General features: G+C 44.4%; 21 protein-coding genes and 1 pseudogene. 3 read left to right on the top strand and 19 right to left on the bottom strand.

From position 1 onward, the window contains the following. Positions 1 to 64 precede the first annotated feature (64 nt). The 12 genes and pseudogenes from MOC09_RS10140 to sppA all read right to left on the bottom strand — a co-directional run bounded on the left by MOC09_RS10140 (position 65) and on the right by sppA (position 9,551). A complete protein-coding gene (locus MOC09_RS10140; protein ID WP_003237840.1) occupies positions 65 to 196 on the bottom strand; it encodes a hypothetical protein in 132 nt (43 codons plus the stop codon). A gap of 65 nt (positions 197 to 261) precedes the next feature. After that, positions 262 to 1,647, bottom strand: a complete 1,386-nt coding sequence (gene argH / locus MOC09_RS10135; protein WP_268358970.1) for an argininosuccinate lyase — start codon at positions 1,645 to 1,647, stop codon at positions 262 to 264. Then, positions 1,644 to 2,855, bottom strand: coding sequence for an argininosuccinate synthase (locus tag MOC09_RS10130; RefSeq protein ID WP_268358969.1), 1,212 nt, complete (start codon positions 2,853 to 2,855; stop codon positions 1,644 to 1,646). The genes argH and MOC09_RS10130 overlap by 4 nt, the downstream gene beginning before the upstream one ends. Before the next feature lie 170 nt (positions 2,856 to 3,025). Next, a complete protein-coding gene (locus tag MOC09_RS10125; protein WP_268358967.1) occupies positions 3,026 to 3,538 on the bottom strand; it encodes a MogA/MoaB family molybdenum cofactor biosynthesis protein in 513 nt (170 codons plus the stop codon). A gap of 82 nt (positions 3,539 to 3,620) precedes the next feature. Beyond that, the gene (locus MOC09_RS10120; protein ID WP_003223511.1) at positions 3,621 to 4,808 is read right to left on the bottom strand and encodes an acetate kinase; all 1,188 of its coding nucleotides are present in this window, start codon (positions 4,806 to 4,808) and stop codon (positions 3,621 to 3,623) included. A 180-nt stretch (positions 4,809 to 4,988) separates the two neighbouring features. Beyond that, positions 4,989 to 5,081 (bottom strand): annotated as a pseudogene (locus MOC09_RS10115) (hypothetical protein); the annotation flags it as partial. Positions 5,082 to 5,153: 72 nt separating this feature from the next. Next, positions 5,154 to 6,140, bottom strand: coding sequence for a class I SAM-dependent methyltransferase (locus tag MOC09_RS10110; protein WP_268370418.1), 987 nt, complete (start codon positions 6,138 to 6,140; stop codon positions 5,154 to 5,156). Between the two features lie 60 nt (positions 6,141 to 6,200). Further along, on the bottom strand, positions 6,201 to 6,704 hold the full coding sequence (gene tpx, locus MOC09_RS10105; protein ID WP_003223506.1) for a thiol peroxidase: 504 nt from the start codon (positions 6,702 to 6,704) through the stop codon (positions 6,201 to 6,203). A gap of 108 nt (positions 6,705 to 6,812) precedes the next feature. Further along, positions 6,813 to 7,268 (bottom strand): GerW family sporulation protein, encoded by a 456-nt coding sequence (ytfJ, locus tag MOC09_RS10100; protein WP_003223504.1) that lies wholly within the window; start codon positions 7,266 to 7,268, stop codon positions 6,813 to 6,815. Between the two features lie 13 nt (positions 7,269 to 7,281). Further along, positions 7,282 to 7,962 carry a DUF2953 domain-containing protein gene (locus tag MOC09_RS10095; RefSeq protein ID WP_268358963.1) on the bottom strand — a complete coding sequence of 227 codons (681 nt, stop codon included), beginning with the start codon at positions 7,960 to 7,962 and terminating at the stop codon, positions 7,282 to 7,284. 74 nt (positions 7,963 to 8,036) lie between these two features. Beyond that, positions 8,037 to 8,531 carry an RDD family protein gene (locus tag MOC09_RS10090; protein WP_268358962.1) on the bottom strand — a complete coding sequence of 165 codons (495 nt, stop codon included), beginning with the start codon at positions 8,529 to 8,531 and terminating at the stop codon, positions 8,037 to 8,039. A gap of 12 nt (positions 8,532 to 8,543) precedes the next feature. Beyond that, positions 8,544 to 9,551: a signal peptide peptidase SppA gene (sppA, locus tag MOC09_RS10085; protein WP_268358961.1), complete on the bottom strand. Its 1,008-nt coding sequence runs from the start codon at positions 9,549 to 9,551 to the stop codon at positions 8,544 to 8,546. Between the two features lie 186 nt (positions 9,552 to 9,737). Between sppA and MOC09_RS10080 the strand changes: the two genes are divergently transcribed. Then, positions 9,738 to 10,541, top strand: a complete 804-nt coding sequence (locus MOC09_RS10080) for an NAD kinase (protein ID WP_268358959.1) — start codon at positions 9,738 to 9,740, stop codon at positions 10,539 to 10,541. Between the two features lie 35 nt (positions 10,542 to 10,576). Here the strand turns inward: MOC09_RS10080 and MOC09_RS10075 are convergent, their stop codons facing one another. The 5 genes from MOC09_RS10075 to MOC09_RS10055 all read right to left on the bottom strand — a co-directional run bounded on the left by MOC09_RS10075 (position 10,577) and on the right by MOC09_RS10055 (position 16,608). Beyond that, a complete protein-coding gene (locus MOC09_RS10075; protein ID WP_268358958.1) occupies positions 10,577 to 12,163 on the bottom strand; it encodes an amidohydrolase in 1,587 nt (528 codons plus the stop codon). Positions 12,164 to 12,182: 19 nt separating this feature from the next. After that, entirely contained in the window at positions 12,183 to 13,772 is a 1,590-nt protein-coding gene (gene mbcS / locus MOC09_RS10070; RefSeq protein ID WP_268370416.1) for an acyl-CoA synthetase MbcS, read from the bottom strand. Between the two features lie 180 nt (positions 13,773 to 13,952). Next, positions 13,953 to 14,162 (bottom strand): alpha type acid-soluble spore protein SspA, encoded by a 210-nt coding sequence (gene sspA / locus MOC09_RS10065; protein WP_003223491.1) that lies wholly within the window; start codon positions 14,160 to 14,162, stop codon positions 13,953 to 13,955. Positions 14,163 to 14,253: 91 nt separating this feature from the next. After that, positions 14,254 to 15,459 (bottom strand): tRNA uracil 4-sulfurtransferase ThiI, encoded by a 1,206-nt coding sequence (gene thiI, locus MOC09_RS10060; protein ID WP_268358955.1) that lies wholly within the window; start codon positions 15,457 to 15,459, stop codon positions 14,254 to 14,256. A 3-nt stretch (positions 15,460 to 15,462) separates the two neighbouring features. Next, positions 15,463 to 16,608 (bottom strand): cysteine desulfurase family protein, encoded by a 1,146-nt coding sequence (locus MOC09_RS10055; RefSeq protein ID WP_268358953.1) that lies wholly within the window; start codon positions 16,606 to 16,608, stop codon positions 15,463 to 15,465. Positions 16,609 to 16,801: 193 nt separating this feature from the next. Between MOC09_RS10055 and brnQ the strand changes: the two genes are divergently transcribed. Further along, positions 16,802 to 18,139, top strand: a complete 1,338-nt coding sequence (gene brnQ, locus MOC09_RS10050) for a branched-chain amino acid transport system II carrier protein (protein ID WP_268362427.1) — start codon at positions 16,802 to 16,804, stop codon at positions 18,137 to 18,139. Positions 18,140 to 18,231: 92 nt separating this feature from the next. Here the strand turns inward: brnQ and ezrA are convergent, their stop codons facing one another. After that, entirely contained in the window at positions 18,232 to 19,920 is a 1,689-nt protein-coding gene (ezrA, locus tag MOC09_RS10045) for a septation ring formation regulator EzrA (RefSeq protein ID WP_268362425.1), read from the bottom strand. A gap of 196 nt (positions 19,921 to 20,116) precedes the next feature. Between ezrA and hisJ the strand changes: the two genes are divergently transcribed. Then, entirely contained in the window at positions 20,117 to 20,929 is an 813-nt protein-coding gene (hisJ, locus tag MOC09_RS10040) for a histidinol-phosphatase HisJ (RefSeq protein WP_268362424.1), read from the top strand. Here hisJ and refZ read toward each other — a convergent pair. Then, positions 20,922 to 21,545: a transcriptional regulator RefZ gene (gene refZ / locus MOC09_RS10035; RefSeq protein ID WP_268285045.1), complete on the bottom strand. Its 624-nt coding sequence runs from the start codon at positions 21,543 to 21,545 to the stop codon at positions 20,922 to 20,924. The genes hisJ and refZ overlap by 8 nt on opposite strands. Between the last annotated feature and the right edge of the window lie 113 nt (positions 21,546 to 21,658).

Below are 21,658 nucleotides of genomic sequence, written 5' to 3'. Positions count from 1 at the left end.
TAAAAGCCCATCAATATCACTTTTTACACTTGGACATACAAAAAAAGCTGCCTTTACAGACAGCTTATTCTGCAGAAGACGAAGACTCCTGATCAGGCATATCAACATAACCGCTTTGATATGCTTCAGAAATGAGCCTTGTTGTCTCCTGGCTTTCTTGTTCATCATATATATAGCGTTCCGGTTCTTTTTTCATTTCTTCTGCCTCCCATCATTATAGAGGTAGGTTGGCTATAATGACGGGATTTTATGAAGGAAATTTTAACAAACTCCGGCTGCCACGCAAGCTTTCGCTTTTTCAAGCGCCTGCTCCACTTGTTTGAATCCGGTGCCTCCGGCGCTCATTCTTTTTTCAACTGCGTGATAAGGGTCTAACACAGTGTAAATATCTTCTTCGAACAGTGTGCTCGCCTGCTGAAATTCAGCAAACGGCAAATCGCTTAAATAGATCCCTTTTTCGATACATGTGTACACAAGTTTCCCGACTACTTCATGCGCTTCTCTGAACGGCATTCCTTTTTTCGCCAGATAATCAGCCAGTTCCGTCGCATTTGAAAAGTCTTGTTTTGTCGCTTTCTTCATGACCTCTTTGTTTACAGTCATTGTTTGAATCATGCCTGTGAAGATTTGCAGGCTGCCCTCAACCGTTTTCACTGTGTCAAACATGCCCTCTTTATCTTCCTGCAGATCTTTGTTGTAAGCGAGCGGAAGACCTTTCATAATCGTAAACAGCCCCATCATATCGCCATAAACGCGTCCTGTTTTGCCCCGGATCAGCTCTGCCATATCAGGGTTTTTCTTCTGCGGCATCATGCTGCTTCCCGTTGCGTACGTATCGTCAAGTTCGATGAATTTAAACTCCTGAGAGCACCATAGAATGATTTCTTCAGAGAAACGGGACAGGTGCATCATCAGCATGCTGCTGTTGCTTAAAAACTCCAAAATGAAATCTCTGTCGCTGACGCCGTCCAGGCTGTTCTCATAAATGGAATCAAAACCGAGCAGCTCTGCTGAATAATGACGGTCGATTGGAAAGGTTGTTCCCGCGAGCGCCCCGCAGCCAAGCGGAGATTTGTTGATCCGCTTCATTGAATCCTGAAAACGCTCCTTGTCGCGCTCCAGCATCCAGAAATACGCAAGCAGGTGGTGAGCGAATGAAATCGGCTGGGCGCGCTGCAGATGTGTGTAGCCCGGCAGAATCGTTTCAACGTTCGCTTCCGCCTTTTCGATCAGCGTGCTCTGGAATGCCTCAATCAGCTCGATGATGTGGACGACATGATGTTTCAAGTATAAATGCATGTCTGTCGCCACTTGGTCGTTCCGGCTTCTGCCGGTATGCAGCTTGCCGCCGAGAGGGCCGATTTCATCAATAAGCATTTTCTCAATGTTCAAATGAATATCCTCATAATCAACTGAGAATTCCAATGCCCCCTTCTCTGCTTTTTTCAGAAGGGTATTCAGTCCCTCACGGATTTTCAGTTCTTCTTCCGCTGTCAGGATACCGCATGTTTTCAGCATGGCAGCATGTGCGAGAGACCCTGTAATATCTTCAGTGACTAAATTTTGGTCAAATGATATGGACGCGCCGAACTCGTCGACCCACTTTTCCGGTGTTTTTTGAAATCGGCCTCCCCAAAGCTTCTTCATGCTTGAATCTGCTCCTTCTTTTTCACGATGCTGTTCACTTTTGTCGGAAGTCCCCAAAGCTCAATAAATCCGATTGCCGCATGGTGATCAAACGCATCGTCTTTTGTATATGTTGCAAGTTTTTCATCATATAGAGAGTATTCTGATTTACGGCCTTCAACTATCGCATGGCCTTTAAACAGCTTCACGCGGACAATGCCTGTGACATGCTTTTGCGTTTCTTTTAAGAAAGCGTGCAGCGCGTCTTTTAATGGGGAAAACCATAGGCCGTTATAAATGATTTCTGACATTTTTTGCTCAATGATCGGTTTAAAATGAGCTACCTCTTTCACCAGTGTTAAATCCTCTAATTCTTTATGCGCTTTGATCAGTGTCATCGCACCTGGGCATTCGTATACTTCCCGGGATTTAATGCCGACAAGGCGGTTTTCCACGTGGTCGATACGTCCGACACCGTGTGCGCCTGCCATTTCATTCAGCTTCAAAATCAATTCAGAAAGCGAGTAGGATACTCCGTCAATGGAGACCGGAACACCCTGTTCAAATGCAATTTCAATTACTTCCGGCGTGTCCGGCGTTTTTTCCAGCGGAGCTGTTAAATCGTATGCACCTTCCGGAGGCGCCGCCCATGGATCTTCTAAAATGCCGCACTCATTTGCGCGTCCCCAGAGGTTTTGGTCAATAGAATACGGGCTGTCAAGATTGATCGGAATCGGAATGCCGCGGCTAGCCGCATATTCAATTTCTTCTTCACGTGACCACTGCCATTCGCGTACCGGCGCGATGACTTCAAGGTCAGGGTTTAATGATTTAATGGAGACTTCAAACCGAACCTGGTCATTTCCTTTTCCCGTGCATCCGTGCGCAATCGCCTGTGCATCTTCTTTTTCCGCAATTTCAACCAGTTTTTTCGCAATCAGCGGTCGAGATAATGCCGAAACGAGCGGATATTTCCCTTCATACATCGTGTGGGCTTGCAGAGAGACAAGCGCGTAATCCTGTGCGAATTCTTCTTTCGCATCGATCACGTAGGAGTTTGTCGCGCCGACTTCCAGCGCTTTCTGCTGAACAAATGCCAAATCTTTGCCTTCACCGACGTCCAGGCAGCAGGCGATCACATTATAGCCTTGCTCCTGAAGCCATTTTATTGCAACTGAGGTATCGAGACCTCCTGAGTATGCTAATACGACTTTTTTCTGTTCTGACATCATAAAAATCTCCTCTCAACCGTGTTTCTTTTTTGTATAAAAATAAATTATATTTAATAAAAATACATTTTGTATGTATACACTTTAACAAGTACGATTCTTTTTTTCAAGCCTTTTATAAAAAAAACTTCACCTAAATTTCCAGGTGAAGTTTCGTAGTTTTTATTCATTTACTTGTCTTTTCTGATTTCTCTGACCACATGTGCAAGCTCGGGAATAACCAGCTTATTCATTGCCAGCTTTACCGCGCCGCTTGAGCCTGGCGTTGAGAAAACAGCTGTATGCTGGATAACGCCGGCAGTGGCTCTCGACATGATCGCGGCAGAGCCGATATCCTCTGTATAACTCAGCATTCTGAATATTTCTCCAAACCCAGGCAGTTCTTTCGAAAAGAGCGGCGTGATGGCCTCGATCGTGACGTCTCGATTGGCTATGCCTGTCCCTCCGTTTAAGAGAACCGCATCTGTCTGTTCATCCATGCAGCCTGCAAGCACTGCCCGCTGCAAAGCATCCTTATCGTCTTTTACAATTTCATATGCAGCAATGTGATGACCGGCTTCTTCTAAAAACGAGATCATCAGCTTGCCGCTTTTATCGGTTTCTTCTGTCCTCGTGTCGCTGACTGTAATGACTTTGCACCGAATGATATTGGGAGCTTCCTGTTTATGCTCTTGAACGCTCATTGGCCCACCTCTTTTGTTTTCTGTCTATGATGATCATGCATCAACAAAAAAGCACATTCAAGAGAATGTGCTTTCATGCAATTTATTTTGCTAAACGGACAACGTCACGCGCAATCATGACCTCTTCATCAGTCGGAATGATCATGACTTTAACTGGAGAATGCGGATAGCTGATAAAAGCTTCCTCACCGCGCACGTTATTAAGTGCAGGATCCCAGTATACGCCCATGAATTCCAGGCCGCGAAGCACGCGTTCTCTGACTTCCACACTGTTTTCACCGATACCGGCAGTAAAGATGATCGCATCAACGCCGCTCATTCTTGCAGCGTACGAGCCGATGTATTTGTGGATTCTGCTTGCGAAGACTTCAAGAGCCGTTTCCGCGCGCTCATTTCCTTCTTTCGTTGCTTCAACAATGTCACGAAGATCGCTTGAGAAACCGGAGATGCCGAGCAGTCCGCTTTTTTTGTTTAATGTATTCAGCACTTCATCAGCTGTCTGGCCTGTTTTCTCCATGATGTATGGGATCAGGGCAGGATCGATGTTTCCAGAGCGTGTACCCATTGCAACACCGGCAAGCGGCGTAAAGCCCATGGATGTATCAATTGATTTACCGCCTTCAACAGCAGCAATACTTGCCCCGTTTCCAAGGTGGCAGGAAATCAGGCGTAAGTCTTTTAACGGACGGCCGAGAAGCTCTGCCGCGCGCTCAGTTACATATTTATGTGAAGTGCCGTGGAAGCCGTATTTACGGATGCCGAATTTTTCATAGTATTCATATGGCAGGCTGTAGAGATAAGACTGTTCAGGCATTGTTTGGTGGAATGCCGTATCAAAAACAGCAACCGCAGGAACATTTGGAAGCACTTCTTTGAACGCTTTAATTCCAACGATATTTGCCGGGTTGTGAAGCGGTGCCAACTCAGAAATATCTTCGATTTCCTTAATGGTTTCATCCGTTAATAAAACAGAATCACTGAATTTCTCTCCGCCATGCACGACACGGTGGCCAATTCCGTCAATTTCATTCAAATCTTTAATAATGCCGAATTCCGTTAACTTATTCAGCAGCATTTTAACGGCTACCGCATGATCCGGAATATCAGTTACTTCTGTATTTTTTTCGCCGTTTACAGAAATCGTGAATACACTGTCGGCGATACCGATTCGTTCAACTAAACCCTTCGTTAAAACGGTTTCTGAAGGCATTTCGAAAAGCTGAAATTTCAAAGACGAGCTTCCTGCGTTAATTGCAATAATTTTGGACATGATTGACGCTCCTTTATACTCTGTATCAACAACTTCGTTTTTCGTACTTTTTTCCCGGAAATATCATTATCTTCTCCGAAAAATATCTGACTTTTCCATTTAAACATTGTCATGTCGGCATTTCAAGTCAACTTGTGTATTGATAACGCTTACAATAAGAAGTCGTTATTTTCAGACATATTACCTATAGGTTTTGTATTGATGAACGCTTACATTTTGCGGTTTTTCCCTTTGTATTTTGTGTCTCAAAGGCGGATTCAATTCGTCAGCCTGATCTTCAAGCACCATCATAAAAACAGCTTAAGCATCCATCGTATGACGGCGGCCTAAGCTGCTATTTACCATCTATTTTTCTTTACTGAACCACGTATCCAATTGAGCCATCATATCAAGCATCGCCTTCTGATTGGAGAAAGACGGGAGATTCGCAAGCAGGATTTGCCCCGGTGCTTTCGTCTCCTCTCCTTTTTTCTGAAGTACAAGGATGCTTTTGGCATGAGCCTCGTCTTTAAAAATGGATTGTGGCAGCTGCATCAGCGCATTGATATGAACCTTATCTTTGAAAAACTGTTTCAGCTTATCACTTTGGGAGCTCTCAAACAAATGATTCGGAATCATAAAAAATAAGTAGCCGCCCGGTTTGGTATGCTTGACGCTCTGTTCAATAAACAGATGATGCGCGAAGGAGTGGCCTTCGTCCGCTTTGAGTTCAAATGCTTCTGCCCCTTCGTCATTCGGATAATAACCCACCGGCAGATCGCAAATGACCGTATCAACAGGATCAATAAACAGCGGCTCAAGGCTGTCCTGATGGAAAAGCTCAAGCTCTTTTTTTAACAAATTTGCTTGGGCATATGCGATCTTCAGCAGCACGTCGTCAATTTCGATCCCATAGCTGTTCGCCGTTTTTTCAGACAGCTGGTTCAGCACGGTAAACAGAAGGTTTCCTGTGCCCACAGCCGGATCAAGAACCGTCAGTTCCTTTTTGTCCGCCATAAACTTATTCACCAAATAGCTGATGAAAAGCCCAATCGTGTCCGGCGTCATTTGTCTGTTCGGATGAGAGATATCCTTCAGGCCTTTCAGGACGGCAAGCTGAAAAGCTTTGCGCACCCACTCGTGCTCATATGTGCTGAATTCCGCTTTGTCAAGCAGAGCCTGAAGCTGTTTGGTTTTCTCATCAGACAGTTTCAGCTGATCCGCTTTTTCAAGAAAATACATTTCTCCCGCTTCGGCCAGCGCCTCTATATATGAAATCTGCAATTCATTCTTTATGATGATCGCGGCTTCGTCTAACAGCTCGTACACCGCGCCTACATGGTCTTTTTGCATTCTGTGTTCCTCCTTGCCATAAAAAAAGCTCCGGCGGCAGCCTGGAGCTTTTTTCCCTGCTTACTTCACTAATGCCTTGGCAGCCTCAATTGGCTTTTCATAGTTCGGGTGGTTTGTTGCTTCGCTTACATATTCAGCGTAAACGACTTTTCCATTCTCATCAAGGACAAATACGGAACGCGCCAGCAGGCGAAGTTCTTTAATATACACTCCGAACGCTTCGCCAAATGACATATCTCTGTGGTCAGAGAGCGTCTCCACTTTGTCAATTCCGTTAGCACCGCACCAGCGCGCTTGTGCGAATGGAAGGTCTGCACTGATTGTATAGACGTTGACATCTCCAAGCTTTGCAGCTTCTTCGTTAAAACGGCGTGTTTGCGCATCACATACACCTGTGTCAATTGAAGGGATAACAGAAATAATCGTTACCTTTCCTTTCATATCAGCTAACGATTTTTCTTCAAGGCTGTTAGTCAGCACTGTGAAATCAGGAGCTTGATCTCCTACCTTCACTTCTTGTCCGACAAGTGTAACCGGACCGCCTTTAAATGTAATTTCAGCCATTATAATTCCTCCCTTTTGTATGTATGTCTCTATCATAGTAAAGTTTCCTGCAAACTGCAAAGTTTATGCCAAAAAAAAGTTAACTGCGGCCGGCGCAGTTAACCTTGATTAATAATTCATATTGTTCATTTGATTTTGGTTTTGTCCCTGGCCTTGGTTCTTGTTATTTTTCTTGAACATTTGCTGGATGCGTTCAAGGGTTTGAGGGGCTGCGTCTAAAATTTTTTCAATCAAATGGGTATTTTCATCTAAATGAAGCATTCTGATGCCTGTCGATCCGACAATTAAAAACGCGATCGGCGTAATGGACACACCGCCCCCGCTTCCGCCTCCGAAAGGAAGTTTTTGCTCTCTTGTTTCATCGTCTTCCGATTTCTTTTCTGCCGGCTTTCCGCCAAACTCGCTCCCGCCTGCAGCGAATCCGAAACCAACCTTAGAAACGGTTAAAATCACGCTTCCATCCGGCGTTTCAACCGGATCTCCGATGATCGTGTTAACATCAATCATTTCTTTCAAGTTTTCCATTGCGGTTTTCATTAAACCTTGGATGGGATGGTCTGCCATATTCGCTTCCTCCTTAAACTGATGAATCATTCTTTGAAGTCATTCGAGACGATGGATTCTTCTTTAATACGGACAGCTCCCGCCCGTATTTAACGAATTTGAAAGCTGCAAGCATAGCATGTCCAAAGCGAAAAAAGAATATACACTGAAAATGGGTCTTGGAGACAGGGACTTGGAACGATGGAATTACTTCATAGACGGGTTTATTCATGAAGTCCAGATGATCATACAGCATCGCAGCGATACCGCCTTTCACACCCCATACAGCACCTGTTAACACGCCTGTCACTGCTGCATCATGAATCCCGACAACTGTGACCCATTCGAGCTTTGTGATATGCAAATGCGCCAGAATAGAGGCGCTGGTTTTCCTTAAATTAGTAACCCGATGCACAAGCATCTCAATTTTATTGATGCTTTGCTGCACATCATCAAACGTAATTTTTTTCTTGCTGCTGCTTTTTTTCACTTTGGACTTTGATTTCTGTTTGACATCGACTGTTCCATCATTTTTGTTTACCTTAATCGCCGGAATTGTTTTATTGACCCGGATCAGGCCAAACAGCGCTGTGACTTTTAAGGTCAGTTTGTCGTTATCATCAGCGTGAAGATACTCTACTGCGACATAAATTTTCATTCTGAGAAGCAGCACGATACCTATAAGAATAAGAATGGCAATCAGCACATATACCATATTCTTCACTTCCTCTAGGTGCATTATCGCCAATTCCTAAAAAAATAAACCCGGACAGGGTCCGGGTTTGTCGGTTATTTACGGTATAGTTTTTCATGCACAACTGTCGTATCAGCAATGTAATCATGAATTCCCTGCTTTGTAGGTGAAAAAGCAACGACGATATATAAAATCCATATTTTATCAATATACCGTCCAACGACTTCACGAAAAATCACGGTCCCCCATGTCAGCTTACGATCCGGCTTCACAGAAATCACTTTGAGGCCAAACACCATTTTTCCAAGCGTTTGCCTGAAGCATTTTGTCATAATCGCAAAATAGGCAAGGTACACAACAAGCGTTGTCACACTGTAGGCCGAGAAGGTGAACATGCCGGATGTTTTCGGCAGATCCAATACGGTAAAGAGGGGAGAAACAAGTAAATGGTTTAATCCCCATATCACGAGCCAATCAAGCAGGAAAGCCCAGAAACGAACCCAAAAGCCCGCATAGGCATGTGTCAGCTGCTCCGCTTCTTCCGGGCCCTTGATGTCATTGCGCTCAAACTCTTCATATGTCGCATCCATTATTGATCCCTCCTACTTCGCATAGAGATACATCATTCTCGGCGAACCAGATTGTGAAAGGATTTCTCTCATATTCAGAAAATCGATTTCACTTTTAAACATTTTGTTCGCGCCCATTGTAAACAGTGAGCCTAAACCGAAGCTTTCCTCGTATGAAATAACTGAGGCGTTTTTCAAATCCTTATGATCCTTCTTCATTGCTGTAATGGTATCGTCATAAAAACCAAGCTCATCAACGAGATTCAGTTTTTTCGCCTGCCGTCCGTCATACACGCGTCCGTCCGCTATTTTCTTAACCTCTGCTTTTGACATGCCGCGGCCTTCAGAAATAACATCAACAAAGCCTTCATAAGAATGATCAACCATCGATTGCATGATGTTCTTTTCTTCTTTTGTCATCTCACGGGAAGGAGACATAATATCCTTATGTGCCCCGCTCTTAATCGTTTCAAAAGAAATGCCGAGCTTATCAGCAAGTTTTGAATAATTGACACTTTCCATAATAACGCCGAGTGACCCGGTCAGGGTTTCCGGTGTCGCAAAAATCTTATCAGCTGCCGTTGAGATGTAATAACCGCCGGATGCTGCCATCGATCCCATCGACACGTAAATCGGTTTTTTCGTTTCTTTCTTGATTTCTTCCAGCTTCTTATGTATTTCAGCACTTTCATATACTCCGCCGCCTGGCGAATTCACCTTCAGGACGATGCCTTTGACTGCCTTATCATCTTTTGCACGCTCAAGGTTTTTTAAGAACGTTCTGTGATTATATCCGTCTGAACCGAGCAGACTGCTTGAATCCCCATTATCCTGAATGGTGCCGCTGACCTCCAATACGGCAATTTTACTTGAGAGACTGCCGTTTTCCAGCGTCTTTTCCTGCGATTCATCCGTCAGTGATGTGAGATCCGTTTGAGCGCCTTTGACACTTTCAAAGAAGCTCATTGAGATGCTGACGATGATGGACACGCCGAAAATCCCCAGAGCAATCACTAATGCAATCCATCTTTTTGCATTCATTTTTTCTCCTCCTTTTTCCCCAAACTCTCTCATTATACGATTCAATATAAAAAATGTTTCAATTAATGAGAAAGCTCCGGCTTAACGGGCTGCCGGCAAACATGGTACACTTATGGTCAAAGGTATTTTATCACAAATACCGGATGGCAGAAAAACTTAAATATGACAGCAAAGGGGAAATGGGATATGACCGATCAACGCCGTAATGTTTATTTTTTTCACAAACAGGACCAGGAAACAAACGAAGAAGCCAGCTCTTTAACACAATTGGCTGAAGAGCATGGATTTACCGTAGTGAATCAGCACTCAGACGCCAATATTATCGCGAGCATTGGCGGGGACGGCACATTTTTGCAGGCAGTCAGAAAGACGAATTTCCGTGACGACTGCTTGTACGTCGGCATTACCAAAAAGGGGAAAGCTCATTTATATTGCGACTTTCATAGTGATGAGCGTGAAAAAATGGTCGATGCGATGACGTTTGAACAAATTGAAGTCAGAAAATATCCGCTGATTGAAGTGACTGTGGATAACGCCAGTCCTTTTCACTGCTTAAACGAGGTTTCCATCCGTTCAAGCATTATTAAAACCTTTGTAATGGATGTGCTGATTGACGATCTGCACTTTGAAACATTTAGAGGTGACGGAATGATTATCTCAACACCTACCGGCAGCACCGCATATAACAAGTCCGTTGCAGGAGCGGTTGTTGATCCGCTGCTTCCATGCATGCAAGTATCTGAGCTTGCATCCCTTAACAATAACACCTACCGGACACTCGGCTCGCCATTTGTCCTCAGCGCTGACCGAAAGCTGACCCTTCGAGTGGTGCAAGACGGCAATGAGCATCCAATCATCGGCTTGGACAACGAAGCCCTCAGTACAAGAAACGTAAAAACGATTGAAATTAAACTGTCTGACAAAAAAATCAAAACGGTTAAACTAAAGGACAATTCATTTTGGGAGAAAGTGAAGCGTACTTTTTTATAGAAAATAAAAAGGACAGGCTGCCGCCTGTCCTTTTGTTATTTCTCATATACAATCTGGCCGTTGATCACGGTTTTTTTGACGTCTAATAGATGAAGCTGTGCAGGGTCAATTGTAAACGGATCATCGCTGAGAACCGTAAAATCCGCGTCATAGCCTTCGGCAATTTTTCCGCGTGACTTCGCTTTATAAATGATTCCGGCGCTTCCCTCAGTATAAAGCCTAATCGCTTCATACACAGTTAAACATTCGCTTTCATTATAGCTCGGCCCGGTCGGCTCGTTGCTGCTTTTCCGGAGCACCGCGGACTGGATGCCGAGAAGCGGATCAACTGGCTCAATCGGGGCGTCAGAACCGCCCGCGCACAAAATGCCTTTAGATATCAGTGTTTTCCACGCAAAGGCTGTGTTCATCCTGTCTTTTCCGAGACGGTCAATGACCCACGGAAAATCGCTGGCAACAAAATGAGGCTGAAGATCAAGTGCGATTGGCATGCGCGCTGCTTTTTCGATTAATTCGTCATTCAGCACTTGGGCATGAATCAGCCGGTCATGCCGGCCGTTTTGGGGCGGATGCTTCTCTATTGCATTCAGCACTTTTTCAAATGCAAGATCGCCGATTGCATGAACGGCAATCTCCATGCCTTTTTTTCTCGCTTTTTGAACGAGCCGGTCAAGGGCTTCGTCATCGTGTACTTGAACACCATTCGTGGATGGATCGTCCTGATATGGCTCTTTCAATAATGCTGTTCTCCCGCCAAGCGCCCCGTCTGCAAAGATTTTCATCGCACCGAACTCTACATACGGGCCGGACGGCTTCTCCAGCTGCTCCCATCGATCGACCGCTTCGTGATGAACGAGCAAATGACAGCGAAACGGATATTTTCCGCTGGCGGCAGCTTTCTCATAAGCCTTCATCGGCACCGACACATCACCATAATAGGATAAGTCTTCCGAATGTCCGCCCGTCAGGCCTTTAGTCCAGCAATCCTTTATCGCAGCCGTAAGCGCCTTATCAACGTAGTGCTGGGAGACTGGCGGGACAGCCTTCAGGACCAAATCCTGCGCCTTATCAAACAGAAGCCCGGACGGCTCGCCATTTGCCTCTTTTACGATGACTCCGCCCTCAGGATCAGGAGTGTTCCGTGAAATCCCTGCCGCTTGAAGAGCAGCAGAGTTGACGGCTATCGCATGCCTGCATATTCGCTTGAGCAAGACAGGCCTGTCGGGAAAGAAACGATCAAGATCCTGTTTAGTCAAATAGTCCGGTATCTCAAACTGATTTTCATTCCAGCCCTCTCCAATAAGCCAATCGCCTTCCGGAAGCAGCCGCTCTCTTTCCTTCGCTGCCTGTAAAATAGCGTCTTTCGTCGTCAAAGCAGACAGGTCGAGCTGAAGCTGTTTCTCACCGTGGCCGATCAAATGCAAATGGCTGTCGACAAATCCGGGAAACATCACTGCTCCGTTCAGGCTGATTTCTTCTGTTTCCGGGGACCCGTACTTTTTCTTCAGACTCTCAAAGCTGCCGGTGCCTTTTATGACACCATCCTCAACATAAACTGCCTCTGTCCGGTCGCCTTCTTCGAGCATCGTATAAATGAAACCGCCATGCCATATCGCCTTCATTCACATTCACTCTCTTTCTCTACGCCTTTTTGTTGGCTTTGAGCTGTTCTTCTCGTTTTCTTAATTCCACTCGTCTGATTTTTGCAGAAGCCGTTTTCGGCAGGCTTTCCACAAATTCAATCTCTCTAGGATATTTGTACGGAGCGGTAATGGTCTTCACATGATTTTGCAGCGTTTTGACAAGCTCATCACTGCGTTTATCGTGGTCTTGCAGGACAACATATGCCTTCACGATGGAGCCTCGGATTTCATCTGGGCTTGCGACAACAGCACATTCCTTAACCTCAGGGTGCTTCACGAGCGCATCTTCCACTTCGAATGGCCCAATCGTGTAGCCGGAGCTGATAATGATATCGTCATTTCGGCTTTCAAACCAGAAGTAACCTTCCTCATCCTTTTTCGCTCTGTCCCCTGTCAGGAAATAATCGCCGCGAATTTGTGTTTTCATTCTTTCCGGGTCTTTGTAATATTCTTTAAAGAGCGCCGGCGTGCTGAGGTGAACAGCGATATCGCCAACCTCACCAGGCTTGCAGATTTCACCGTCTTCATTAATGATCTCCACTTGATTTCCAGGCGTCGGTTTTCCCATGCTTCCCGGTTTAATATCCATATCCTTCAAGACACCGACTAAAAGCGTGCTTTCTGTTTGGCCGTATCCATCCCGCACCTTAAGGCCAAAGTGTTTTTGGAAAACATCAATGACTTCACGATTGAGCGGCTCGCCTGCGGAAACGGCGCTGTGCAGGGCAGAAAGATCATAACGGTCCAAACCTTCGACTTTCGCCATTAAGCGGTATTCCGTCGGCGTACAGCAGAAGACATTGATTTTGTACCGGTTTAAAAGTTCTAAATATTTTTCTGCTTTGAATCTGCCGTGGTACACAAAACCCGTTGCTCCGCTGCCAAGCACCGCTAAAAACGGGCTCCACACCCACTTTTGCCACCCTGGTGCAGCAGTCGCCCAGACGATATCCTTTTCAGAAATATCAAGCCAAGCGCCGGCAGATGTTTTTAAATGAGCAAATGCCCAACCGTGTGTATGTACAACACCTTTAGGCTGACCTGTTGTTCCGGATGTATAAGATAAGAAGGCCATATCCTCTCTTGTTGTGTCTGCTGTTTGGAATTGGCTTCCATCCGCTTGAATCGATAAGAGATTTTTCCAGCCGGCATCGTTTTCTCCAATAGAGAGCTTAATCAGTTTGTCAGCGGTACTGACATCACGGAAAGCGCCGATAAATGCAGAATAGACGACAACGCCTTTCACTTCGGCATGTTCAATCCGGTATTCAAGATCTTTCGCGCGAAGCATTTCAGAGCATGGGATGACAACCATTCCTGATTTCAGGATCGCCAAATAAACAGCATAGGCTTCAAGCACCCGAGGAACCATTACAATCAGCTTGTCCCCCTTTTTAAATCCAAGGTCAGCCAAAGCCGCTCCAATTTTATTTGTTTCTTCCATCAGCTTTTCATATGACCAAGATTCTTGCTTGCCTGACTCATCCTCCCATAAAAGGGCAGTTTTTTGTCCAGCGGCACTGAACTTTTCCATTTCATTTACTAAATTATATTGCATAGGGGCGATTAAATCTTCTCGTTTTAACACGAACAACTCCTCACTTTCTCCACCCATTATACATAAATACAGGCTCTTTCCGTAAGGATATGCCTAAAACCAAGCTCCGTAAACCTAGGATTTTATAGGCCGCTGGTCCTTTTTTATCTATATAAAATGAAAAAGAGTGGGGAAAAACCCCACTCCTAAGCCATTATGTGAAATTGTAAATTAGAATTGTCCTCCGCCCATGTTTTGTTGAGCAAAAGATACAAGACGTTTTGTGATCTCTCCTCCAACAGAACCGTTAGCGCGAGAAGTTGTGTCTGCTCCAAGGTTTACACCAAATTCAGAAGCGATTTCTAATTTCATTTGGTCGATAGCTTGAGCAGCTCCTGGTACTAAAAGGTTGTTGCTGTTACCTGAGTTATTGTTAGCCATGTGTCTCACCTCCTTGTGAGTATAGAATGTGTTAAAACACATGGCTTCATTCAAAAAAACGTTGGTAATTGTATACAGGAGCCGGAGCTATTTAAAAAAGTTCTGCAAATTTATCGTTTGCTTCTTGATCACTATAAAGCGTCATTGTTTCAATGTTATCAACCGCTTCCTGAATATACGGCTCAAAGTCAACAAAGCTTTCAAAGTGTTCGATTTTTTCTTTTTTAGGGCGCGTTTTCGGACTTGGCGGCGTAAAGATTGTGCAGCAGTCTTCAAACGGCTGAATGCTTGTCTCATATGTGCCGATTTCTCGTGATTTCTCGATGATTTCTGTTTTATCCATGGCGATTAACGGACGCAAAATCGGTGTTGATGTTACCGCATTAATTGCATACATGCTTTCAAGCGTTTGGCTCGCTACCTGACCGAGGCTTTCTCCCGTAATGATGGCAAGCCCGTTTCTTTTTTCTCTGATTCTGTCGGCAATTTGAAGCATGAGGCGGCGGGTTGCCGTCATTGTGTAGTTCTCAGGTATTTGTTTTTGAATGAGCTCTTGCGTTTTCGTAAACGGAACGATATGAAGCGTCATGCTTCCCCCAAAGCGGGACAGGCATTTTGCCAGATCCATTACCTTTTGCTTTGCGCGCTCGCTTGTGTATGGCGGGCTGAAGAAATGAACAGCTTCTACCGACAATCCCCGTTTCATCGCATAAAAACCGGCTACAGGGCTGTCAAAACCGCCGGAAAGCATCAGCATCGCTCTGCCTGCTGAACCAACAGGCAGGCCTCCCGCACCCTTTTCATCGCGAATCGTCAAAAAGGTTGCTTCCTCCCTGATTTCAATTCTGAGCGCGATGTCTGGGTTACGGACATCGACCGTTAATCCTTCTGTATGTCTCAAAATATGGCCGCCGATTTCAGCGTTCATTTGATTTGTATCTAATTCAAATTGTTTATACGCTCTCTTCGTCGCAACTTTAAACGTATCGCCAGGCTGATACTGATCCTTGATGGCCTGGAGCGCTGTTGCCTTAATATCATCAAGGCGGCTGTCACACTTAATCGCCAGGCTGAAGCTTTGAATGCCAAATACCTGTTTTAAATGAGGAAAAAGAGCCTCCGGATCTTGTCCATTTAATGTAATCGTCATGCGGTCCCGGTTGGAAAAATATTTTAAGTTCGGATAGTCTTTCAGGACGAGTCTGACGTTTTGTTTTAAGCGCTCAATAAAGCTTTTTCTGTTTTTGCCTTTGGTCGATATTTCCCCAAAACGAATTAATATATGATCGTAATTCATGTTCTACCTCATCATTTTCTTTAATTTTTTGATGCCAGGACGGAGCGCGTTCATAAACGGTTCTGCCACATCGCTTGTCTGGCTGTAGTTTAAGCTGATTCTGATACTGCTTCCGGCAATCTGCTCTCCCTTGCCCATCTGTAAAAGAACTTTGCTGGGCTTGTGTTCTTTTGCCGAGCAGGCCGATGTTGTTGAGACGAAAATATCCTGTTCCTCAAGCATGTGCAAAAGCACCTCTGCTTTAATCCCGGGAACAGAGAAATTAATAATGTGCGGCGCACTATTTAGTTGAGGCGTGTTGACAACGACACCTTCAGTTTCACTCAGCCTCTTCATGAACAATTCTTTTGCGGCAGCCATTGTGTCAAGCCGGGTCTCAAAATCAGCTGCGGCAAGGTTAATGGCTTTGGCAAGTGAAACCGCACCCGCAGTATGTTCCGTTCCGGCCCGTATGCCCTTTTGCTGAGAGCCCCCCGTTATCAGGGGGATAAGGCGAGTTCCTTCTTTTACAAAAAGCGCCCCTGTTCCCTTCAGCCCGTGAAATTTATGCCCGGAAATCGAACACAGGTCAATGCCTGCTTTTTCAATTGCCAAAGGCACTTTATAGATGCCCTGAACATAATCGACGTGAAACAAAATATTCGGGTGCTGCTTCAGCATGTCCCCTGCCTCTTCAATCGGCTGTACGGAACCGACTTCATTGTTCACATGCATCATGCTGACAAGCACGGTATCAGGACGGATGGCATTTTTTAATTCTTCTATTGAAACAAATCCGTCTTCGTTCACTGAAAGATAAGTGACCTCAAACCCGAACAGCTCTGTCAGCTGTTCTAACGATTCCGTAACGGACGGGTGCTCAATAGAAGTGGTAATGATATGTTTGCCTGTTTTTATTTTAGACAAAGCCGCTCCTTTTAAAGCTGCATTATTGGCTTCAGTGGCGCCTGACGTAAATACAATATCATATTTTTTGAGCCCTAAGGCCCTTTTGATTTGATTTTTGGCTGCCTGAAGCAGCTGTTCCGTTTCGGCTCCATATCGGTGTAAAGATGAAGGATTGCCAAAATACCGGCTGCTTGTCTGTTCATACACGTTCAAGACTTCATCATAAGGCTTCGTCGTTGAACTATTATCTAAATATATCATCTAACTTACTCCTTTATGAAAGCGGTACAAGGTATGATATTTATGTTACCATAGCAAAATTTAATAGAAAATTACGAAAAACTAGTATTGACTTCTAATTTTTTTACCATATAATAAGATTTGTTCATTTCGTCATATTATCTGACAATTAATTGACAGAATATTTTAACATAATTATTAGGAGGATTTTTTCATGAAACACTCACTGCCTGTCAAAGATACCATTATTATTGGTTTCATGCTATTTGCGTTATTCTTTGGAGCAGGGAATATGATTTATCCGCCGGAACTTGGACAAGCAGCCGGACACAACGTCTGGAAGGCCATCGGCGGATTTTTATTGACCGGAGTAGGCCTGCCGCTTCTCGGTATTATCGCCATCGCATTAACCGGCAAGGACGCTAAGGGACTTGCTGATAAAGCACACCCTGTTTTCGGCACAGTTTTTACTGTCGTGCTTTATTTATCAATCGGCCCATTATTTGCCATTCCGAGAACAGGAACTGTTTCATATGAAATCGGCGCTGTTCCGTTTTTGACTGGCGTTCCGGAAAGACTTTCTTTATTTGTATTTACACTTATTTTTTTCGGCATTACGTACTATTTAGCCTTAAACCCATCCAAGGTTGTGGATCGAGTCGGAAAAATTCTTACTCCAATCAAATTCACGATTATTTTAGTGATTGTACTTAAAGCTATTTTCACACCGATGGGCGGATTGGGTGCAGTTACAGAAGCATATAAAGGAACACCGGTATTTAAAGGATTTTTAGAAGGCTACAAAACAATGGATGCACTTGCTTCTATCGTATTTGGCGTTGTTGTTGTAAATGCTGTAAAAAGCAAAGGCGTTACACAGTCTAAAGCTCTTGCCGCAGCATGTATTAAAGCGGGTGTGATTGCAGCTTTAGGCCTGACATTCATTTATGTATCCCTTGCATACCTGGGTGCAACAAGTACGAACGCCATCGGTCCTGTCGGCGAAGGTGCTAAAATTTTATCAGCGTCTTCTCATTATCTATTCGGTTCATTAGGCAACATCGTACTCGGATCAGCGATTACAGTCGCATGTTTAACAACAAGCATCGGACTTGTCACTTCTTGCGGCCAGTATTTTTCAAAGCTCATCCCGGCATTATCATATAAAATTGTCGTTACAATTGTCACGTTATTCAGCTTGATCATTGCGAATTTCGGACTCGCGCAAATTATCGCGTTTTCTGTTCCTATTTTATCAGCAATCTATCCGCTTGCCATTGTCATTATTGTTCTTTCATTTATTGATAAGCTCTTTAAGGAAAGACGTGAAGTGTATATCGCATGCTTGATCGGTACAGGATTATTCAGTATTTTAGACGGCATCAAAGCAGCCGGCTTTTCACTTGGATCTTTAGATGTATTTCTAAGTGCGAACCTTCCTCTTTACAGCCTCGGAATCGGCTGGGTGCTTCCGGGAATCGTCGGAGCGGTAATCGGCTATGTGCTGACCTTATTCATCGGCCCATCCAAACAGCTTAACGAAATAAGTTAATGTCACAGACGCCTGCGTTATTGCGCAGGCGTTTTGCAATAAAAAAAGAGCCCGCTCATACACTGCGGGCTCTTTTTCATGATCAAGATTGATTAAGCAGATAAGTCAGCTTTAATTTTTTCAACTGCACCTGGCGCAGCCTTCTCTACAGCGGCAGCTGCAATTTCATAAGAGTCTTCATAGTCAAAAGCATAAAAACGTCTTTCCGCTTCTTTCAGCTGTTCAGATAGAATATGATTCTGGCTTCTGAACCGGTTTCCGAACTGAATGATTTTTTCAATGAGGATGACCTGCTCGACAAGTTCCTCTGATTCCCGGCTTGCCCTGTTGACGATATCTTCTGCTTGCTTCAGATGGGCTCCGGCTTCTTCCATATTTAATGGCAATTCGTTTAGTTGATTGACTGTTTCTTGAATGTGATGATGCGCGTTTTCCAGCATCTCTTGAATATGGCTCGGGATGCCTGGAATGTTGCTTGTCTTCAGCAGTCTTGCTGTATCAGATATTGTTTTTTTCAAATTGCTGAGCGTCTCTCTCGCCTGAAGCTCTTCTTTTCTCAGCGCTTGCAGCTTTTCCCGGTATTCGTCATGCTCTTTTTTCACTTCTTCAATCTGCTTCTCTATCCCGGCAACCTCTTCGACTAAAAGAGAGTAGGCGACATGCTCTGCATCGAGCTTATCTTTAACGGATGAGAGCAGCTTGCCAATTTCATCAAGGCGTTTTTCAAAGGCCTGCTGTTTGCCGAGCTCGCCAGCTGTCAGTCTGTAGCTTTCCTTCACCAGCTCAGTTTCCGCCTTTGTATGCTCTTTCTCTTCTATCAGCTTGTCATAAGCAATGATCAATTCAGGCATTTTGCTCAGCACGGATTGGCCTGCTTCGACTTCGCCCTCCAGCTGCTGATAAACCGATTGAATATTCTCGTCTATGAGCTGCAGGATGGCGGACGCTTCATCAATATCCAGCTCAGTCATCAAAACATGTTCCGCCCGTTTCAGCTGATTTGACAGATTATCTAATTCCTTATCAAGCTGGATATGCTCAAGCTTATATCCTTTCTCTTTCATTTCGCGATAGCCGTCCTTAAGCTTTGCAATCTGGCCGGGCACCGTCTGCTTGCAGTCTGCTAACAGCTTCGGCACGTCATCTATGTATGACTGAAGCCGTTCAAGATTGCGGTCCTGCTCAAGCAGCACTTTTCGTGCGGTAATATAGTTTCCGCCTTCTGTTTCTTCTTCAAATTGTTTAATACCGCTCCAAATTTCGTCAAGATCCTTTTCAAGGCTGTCATAAAGCTCTCCGTATAAATGGCTGTAAGCCAGCAGGTTTTTTCGCGATTTGGAATAGCGCTCTCTCACCTGTTCAATCTCTTCACGGCTCTTTTCCTCACTTGTAACGAGGTCGCTGATTTCCCGCAGAATTTTTTCAATGTTCGATTCCGCCGCTGTCAGCAGATCGTCGATATGAACGAGCACTTGGTTGGCCTTTTTAAACCGGTATTTGTCTGCATTTTCCTCGGCATCATAAAGGAGCTCTTCAACTTTCGGCATGTGGGCTGTGACAATCTCATCCCATTCTTCACGCCATTTCTCAAAGAACTCTTCTGTCTGACCCGTCATTTTTAAATGTTTGATTTTGGACATTTCTTCCACAATCGACCGGTTCAGAATTTCAATCTTCCACGATTCCAGCCGGTCGATTTCGGCGTAAATTTTTTTCCTGAAAAAGTAGCCTGCCGCAAACAGCGCAAGCAGTACAATTAATAATCCAATGACAAACTCCATAATGAGCCCCCTTGCTGTTAACCTTAATCTGTCAGGGTGTTTTATTTATTCAGAAAGATTTCAGGATATGTATTGAGAAAAACTGTCGTTTTCATTGTTATTATGATACCATGTAACCAACATTTTTTGACCAGAAATCAAAAACTTTTTGTGTAAAATCGGCAGGATTTGACTATTTTTTCACGGGGTGACGCCAATGCAAAAGCGAGACGGACATATTCACACACCATTTTGTCCTCACGGCACAAATGACACACTCAGACAATATGCAGAAGAAGCTTTAAAAAAAGGCTTTGAATCGATTACGTTTACGGAACACGCCCCATTGCCGCCCTCTTTCACTGACCCGACTCCGCTAAAAGACAGCGCGATGGCGCAAGGCTCATTGGAACGCTATATCCATGAAATTTCCGGATTGCAAAAAGAATATCGCGGACAGCTTACCATACGGACGGGGCTTGAGGTCGATTATATTGCTGAATTTGAAGATGAAATTACATTATTTCTGGATACATATGGTCCATATGTAGATGACAGCATCTTATCCGTTCATTTTTTGCGCGCAGGTTCTTCCTATCTGTGCCTTGATTATGATGAGCATACCTTTCAAGAGCTGATTTCAGCCTGCGGAAGCATTGAAGCTGTATACGAACTGTATTACCGCAGCATCTATTCTTCCATTGTAGCATCTCTCGGCAGCTATAAGCCAAAAAGAGTCGGTCACATCACACTTGTCCAAAAATTCATCAAGCTGTTTCCGTACAGCATGTCTGATCATATTCGCGGACTCGTTTCACAGTGCCTGAATGCTATTGAAAAAAGCGGAATGGAGCTTGACTTCAATACTTCCGGCTTAAGAAAAACCTATGCAGGCGGCATTTATATCGAGGATTGGATGCTGGATGAAGCAAAGCAAAAGAAGATCCCGCTTGTGTTCGGGTCTGATGCCCATCAAGCGGGAGATGTCGGGTACGCGTATGAGGCGTTTTTGGAGAAGTGTGCTAATTGATAAGCGCCACGTCTCCCGTCCGGAAGACGCTTCTGATCCAAATCTTGATTTCTTCAAAATACATTTTATAAAAGTATGGCTCGTGCGGCTGCATGTAGAGCACTTCTGAAATATATTGAGGCTGGAGATAGGGCATCATCAAGAGAGATTTTAATTGGAGAATAAAATGAGGCAGCGGCAGCGTTAAATGTTCTCGCTGTTTTTCTCCTTCCTCAATGATCAGCTGGAAGATATACTTCTCCTTCATAAGATATGTCGACATAATTTCTCTGATTAACGTGGAGTCAATCGTGACTTCCCGGTAGACAAAACGAGTTAATTGACGATGGTTATGCTGATAGGATAAAATATCGAAAACCAATTGGAGCAGCTGTTCCTGCGTGCTTTGAGAAGAGACATTGCCTGCCGCTGTTTCAAGTGTTTTGTTGTAGCCTTCGTAAAACTCTGAAACTAAGTGTTCCATCAAACCTCCTTTGCCTTTAAAATAGTAGGAGATGTGCGCAACATTTACACCAGCTGACTTTGCGATTTCACGGACAGACGTGCCAGAAAATCCTTTTTGGTTAAAAAGCATGACAGCAGATTCAATAATTTTGTCTTTGGTGCTTACTTTCATTCGGCTCACTCCTTCCTCTTGATACTATTCAAGCAGAAGACCGCTGTTCCTGTAAGAACTTATCGACAAATGCCGGCAGAAAAGCCGGAACTTTGTTTTATATTATAGAAAAA

The organism is Bacillus sp. N12A5 (genome assembly GCF_026790125.1).
Classification (GTDB): domain Bacteria; phylum Bacillota; class Bacilli; order Bacillales; family Bacillaceae; genus Bacillus.
Note: the sequence above shows the minus strand (reverse complement) of the source record. Positions and strands in the feature narration are given on the sequence as shown.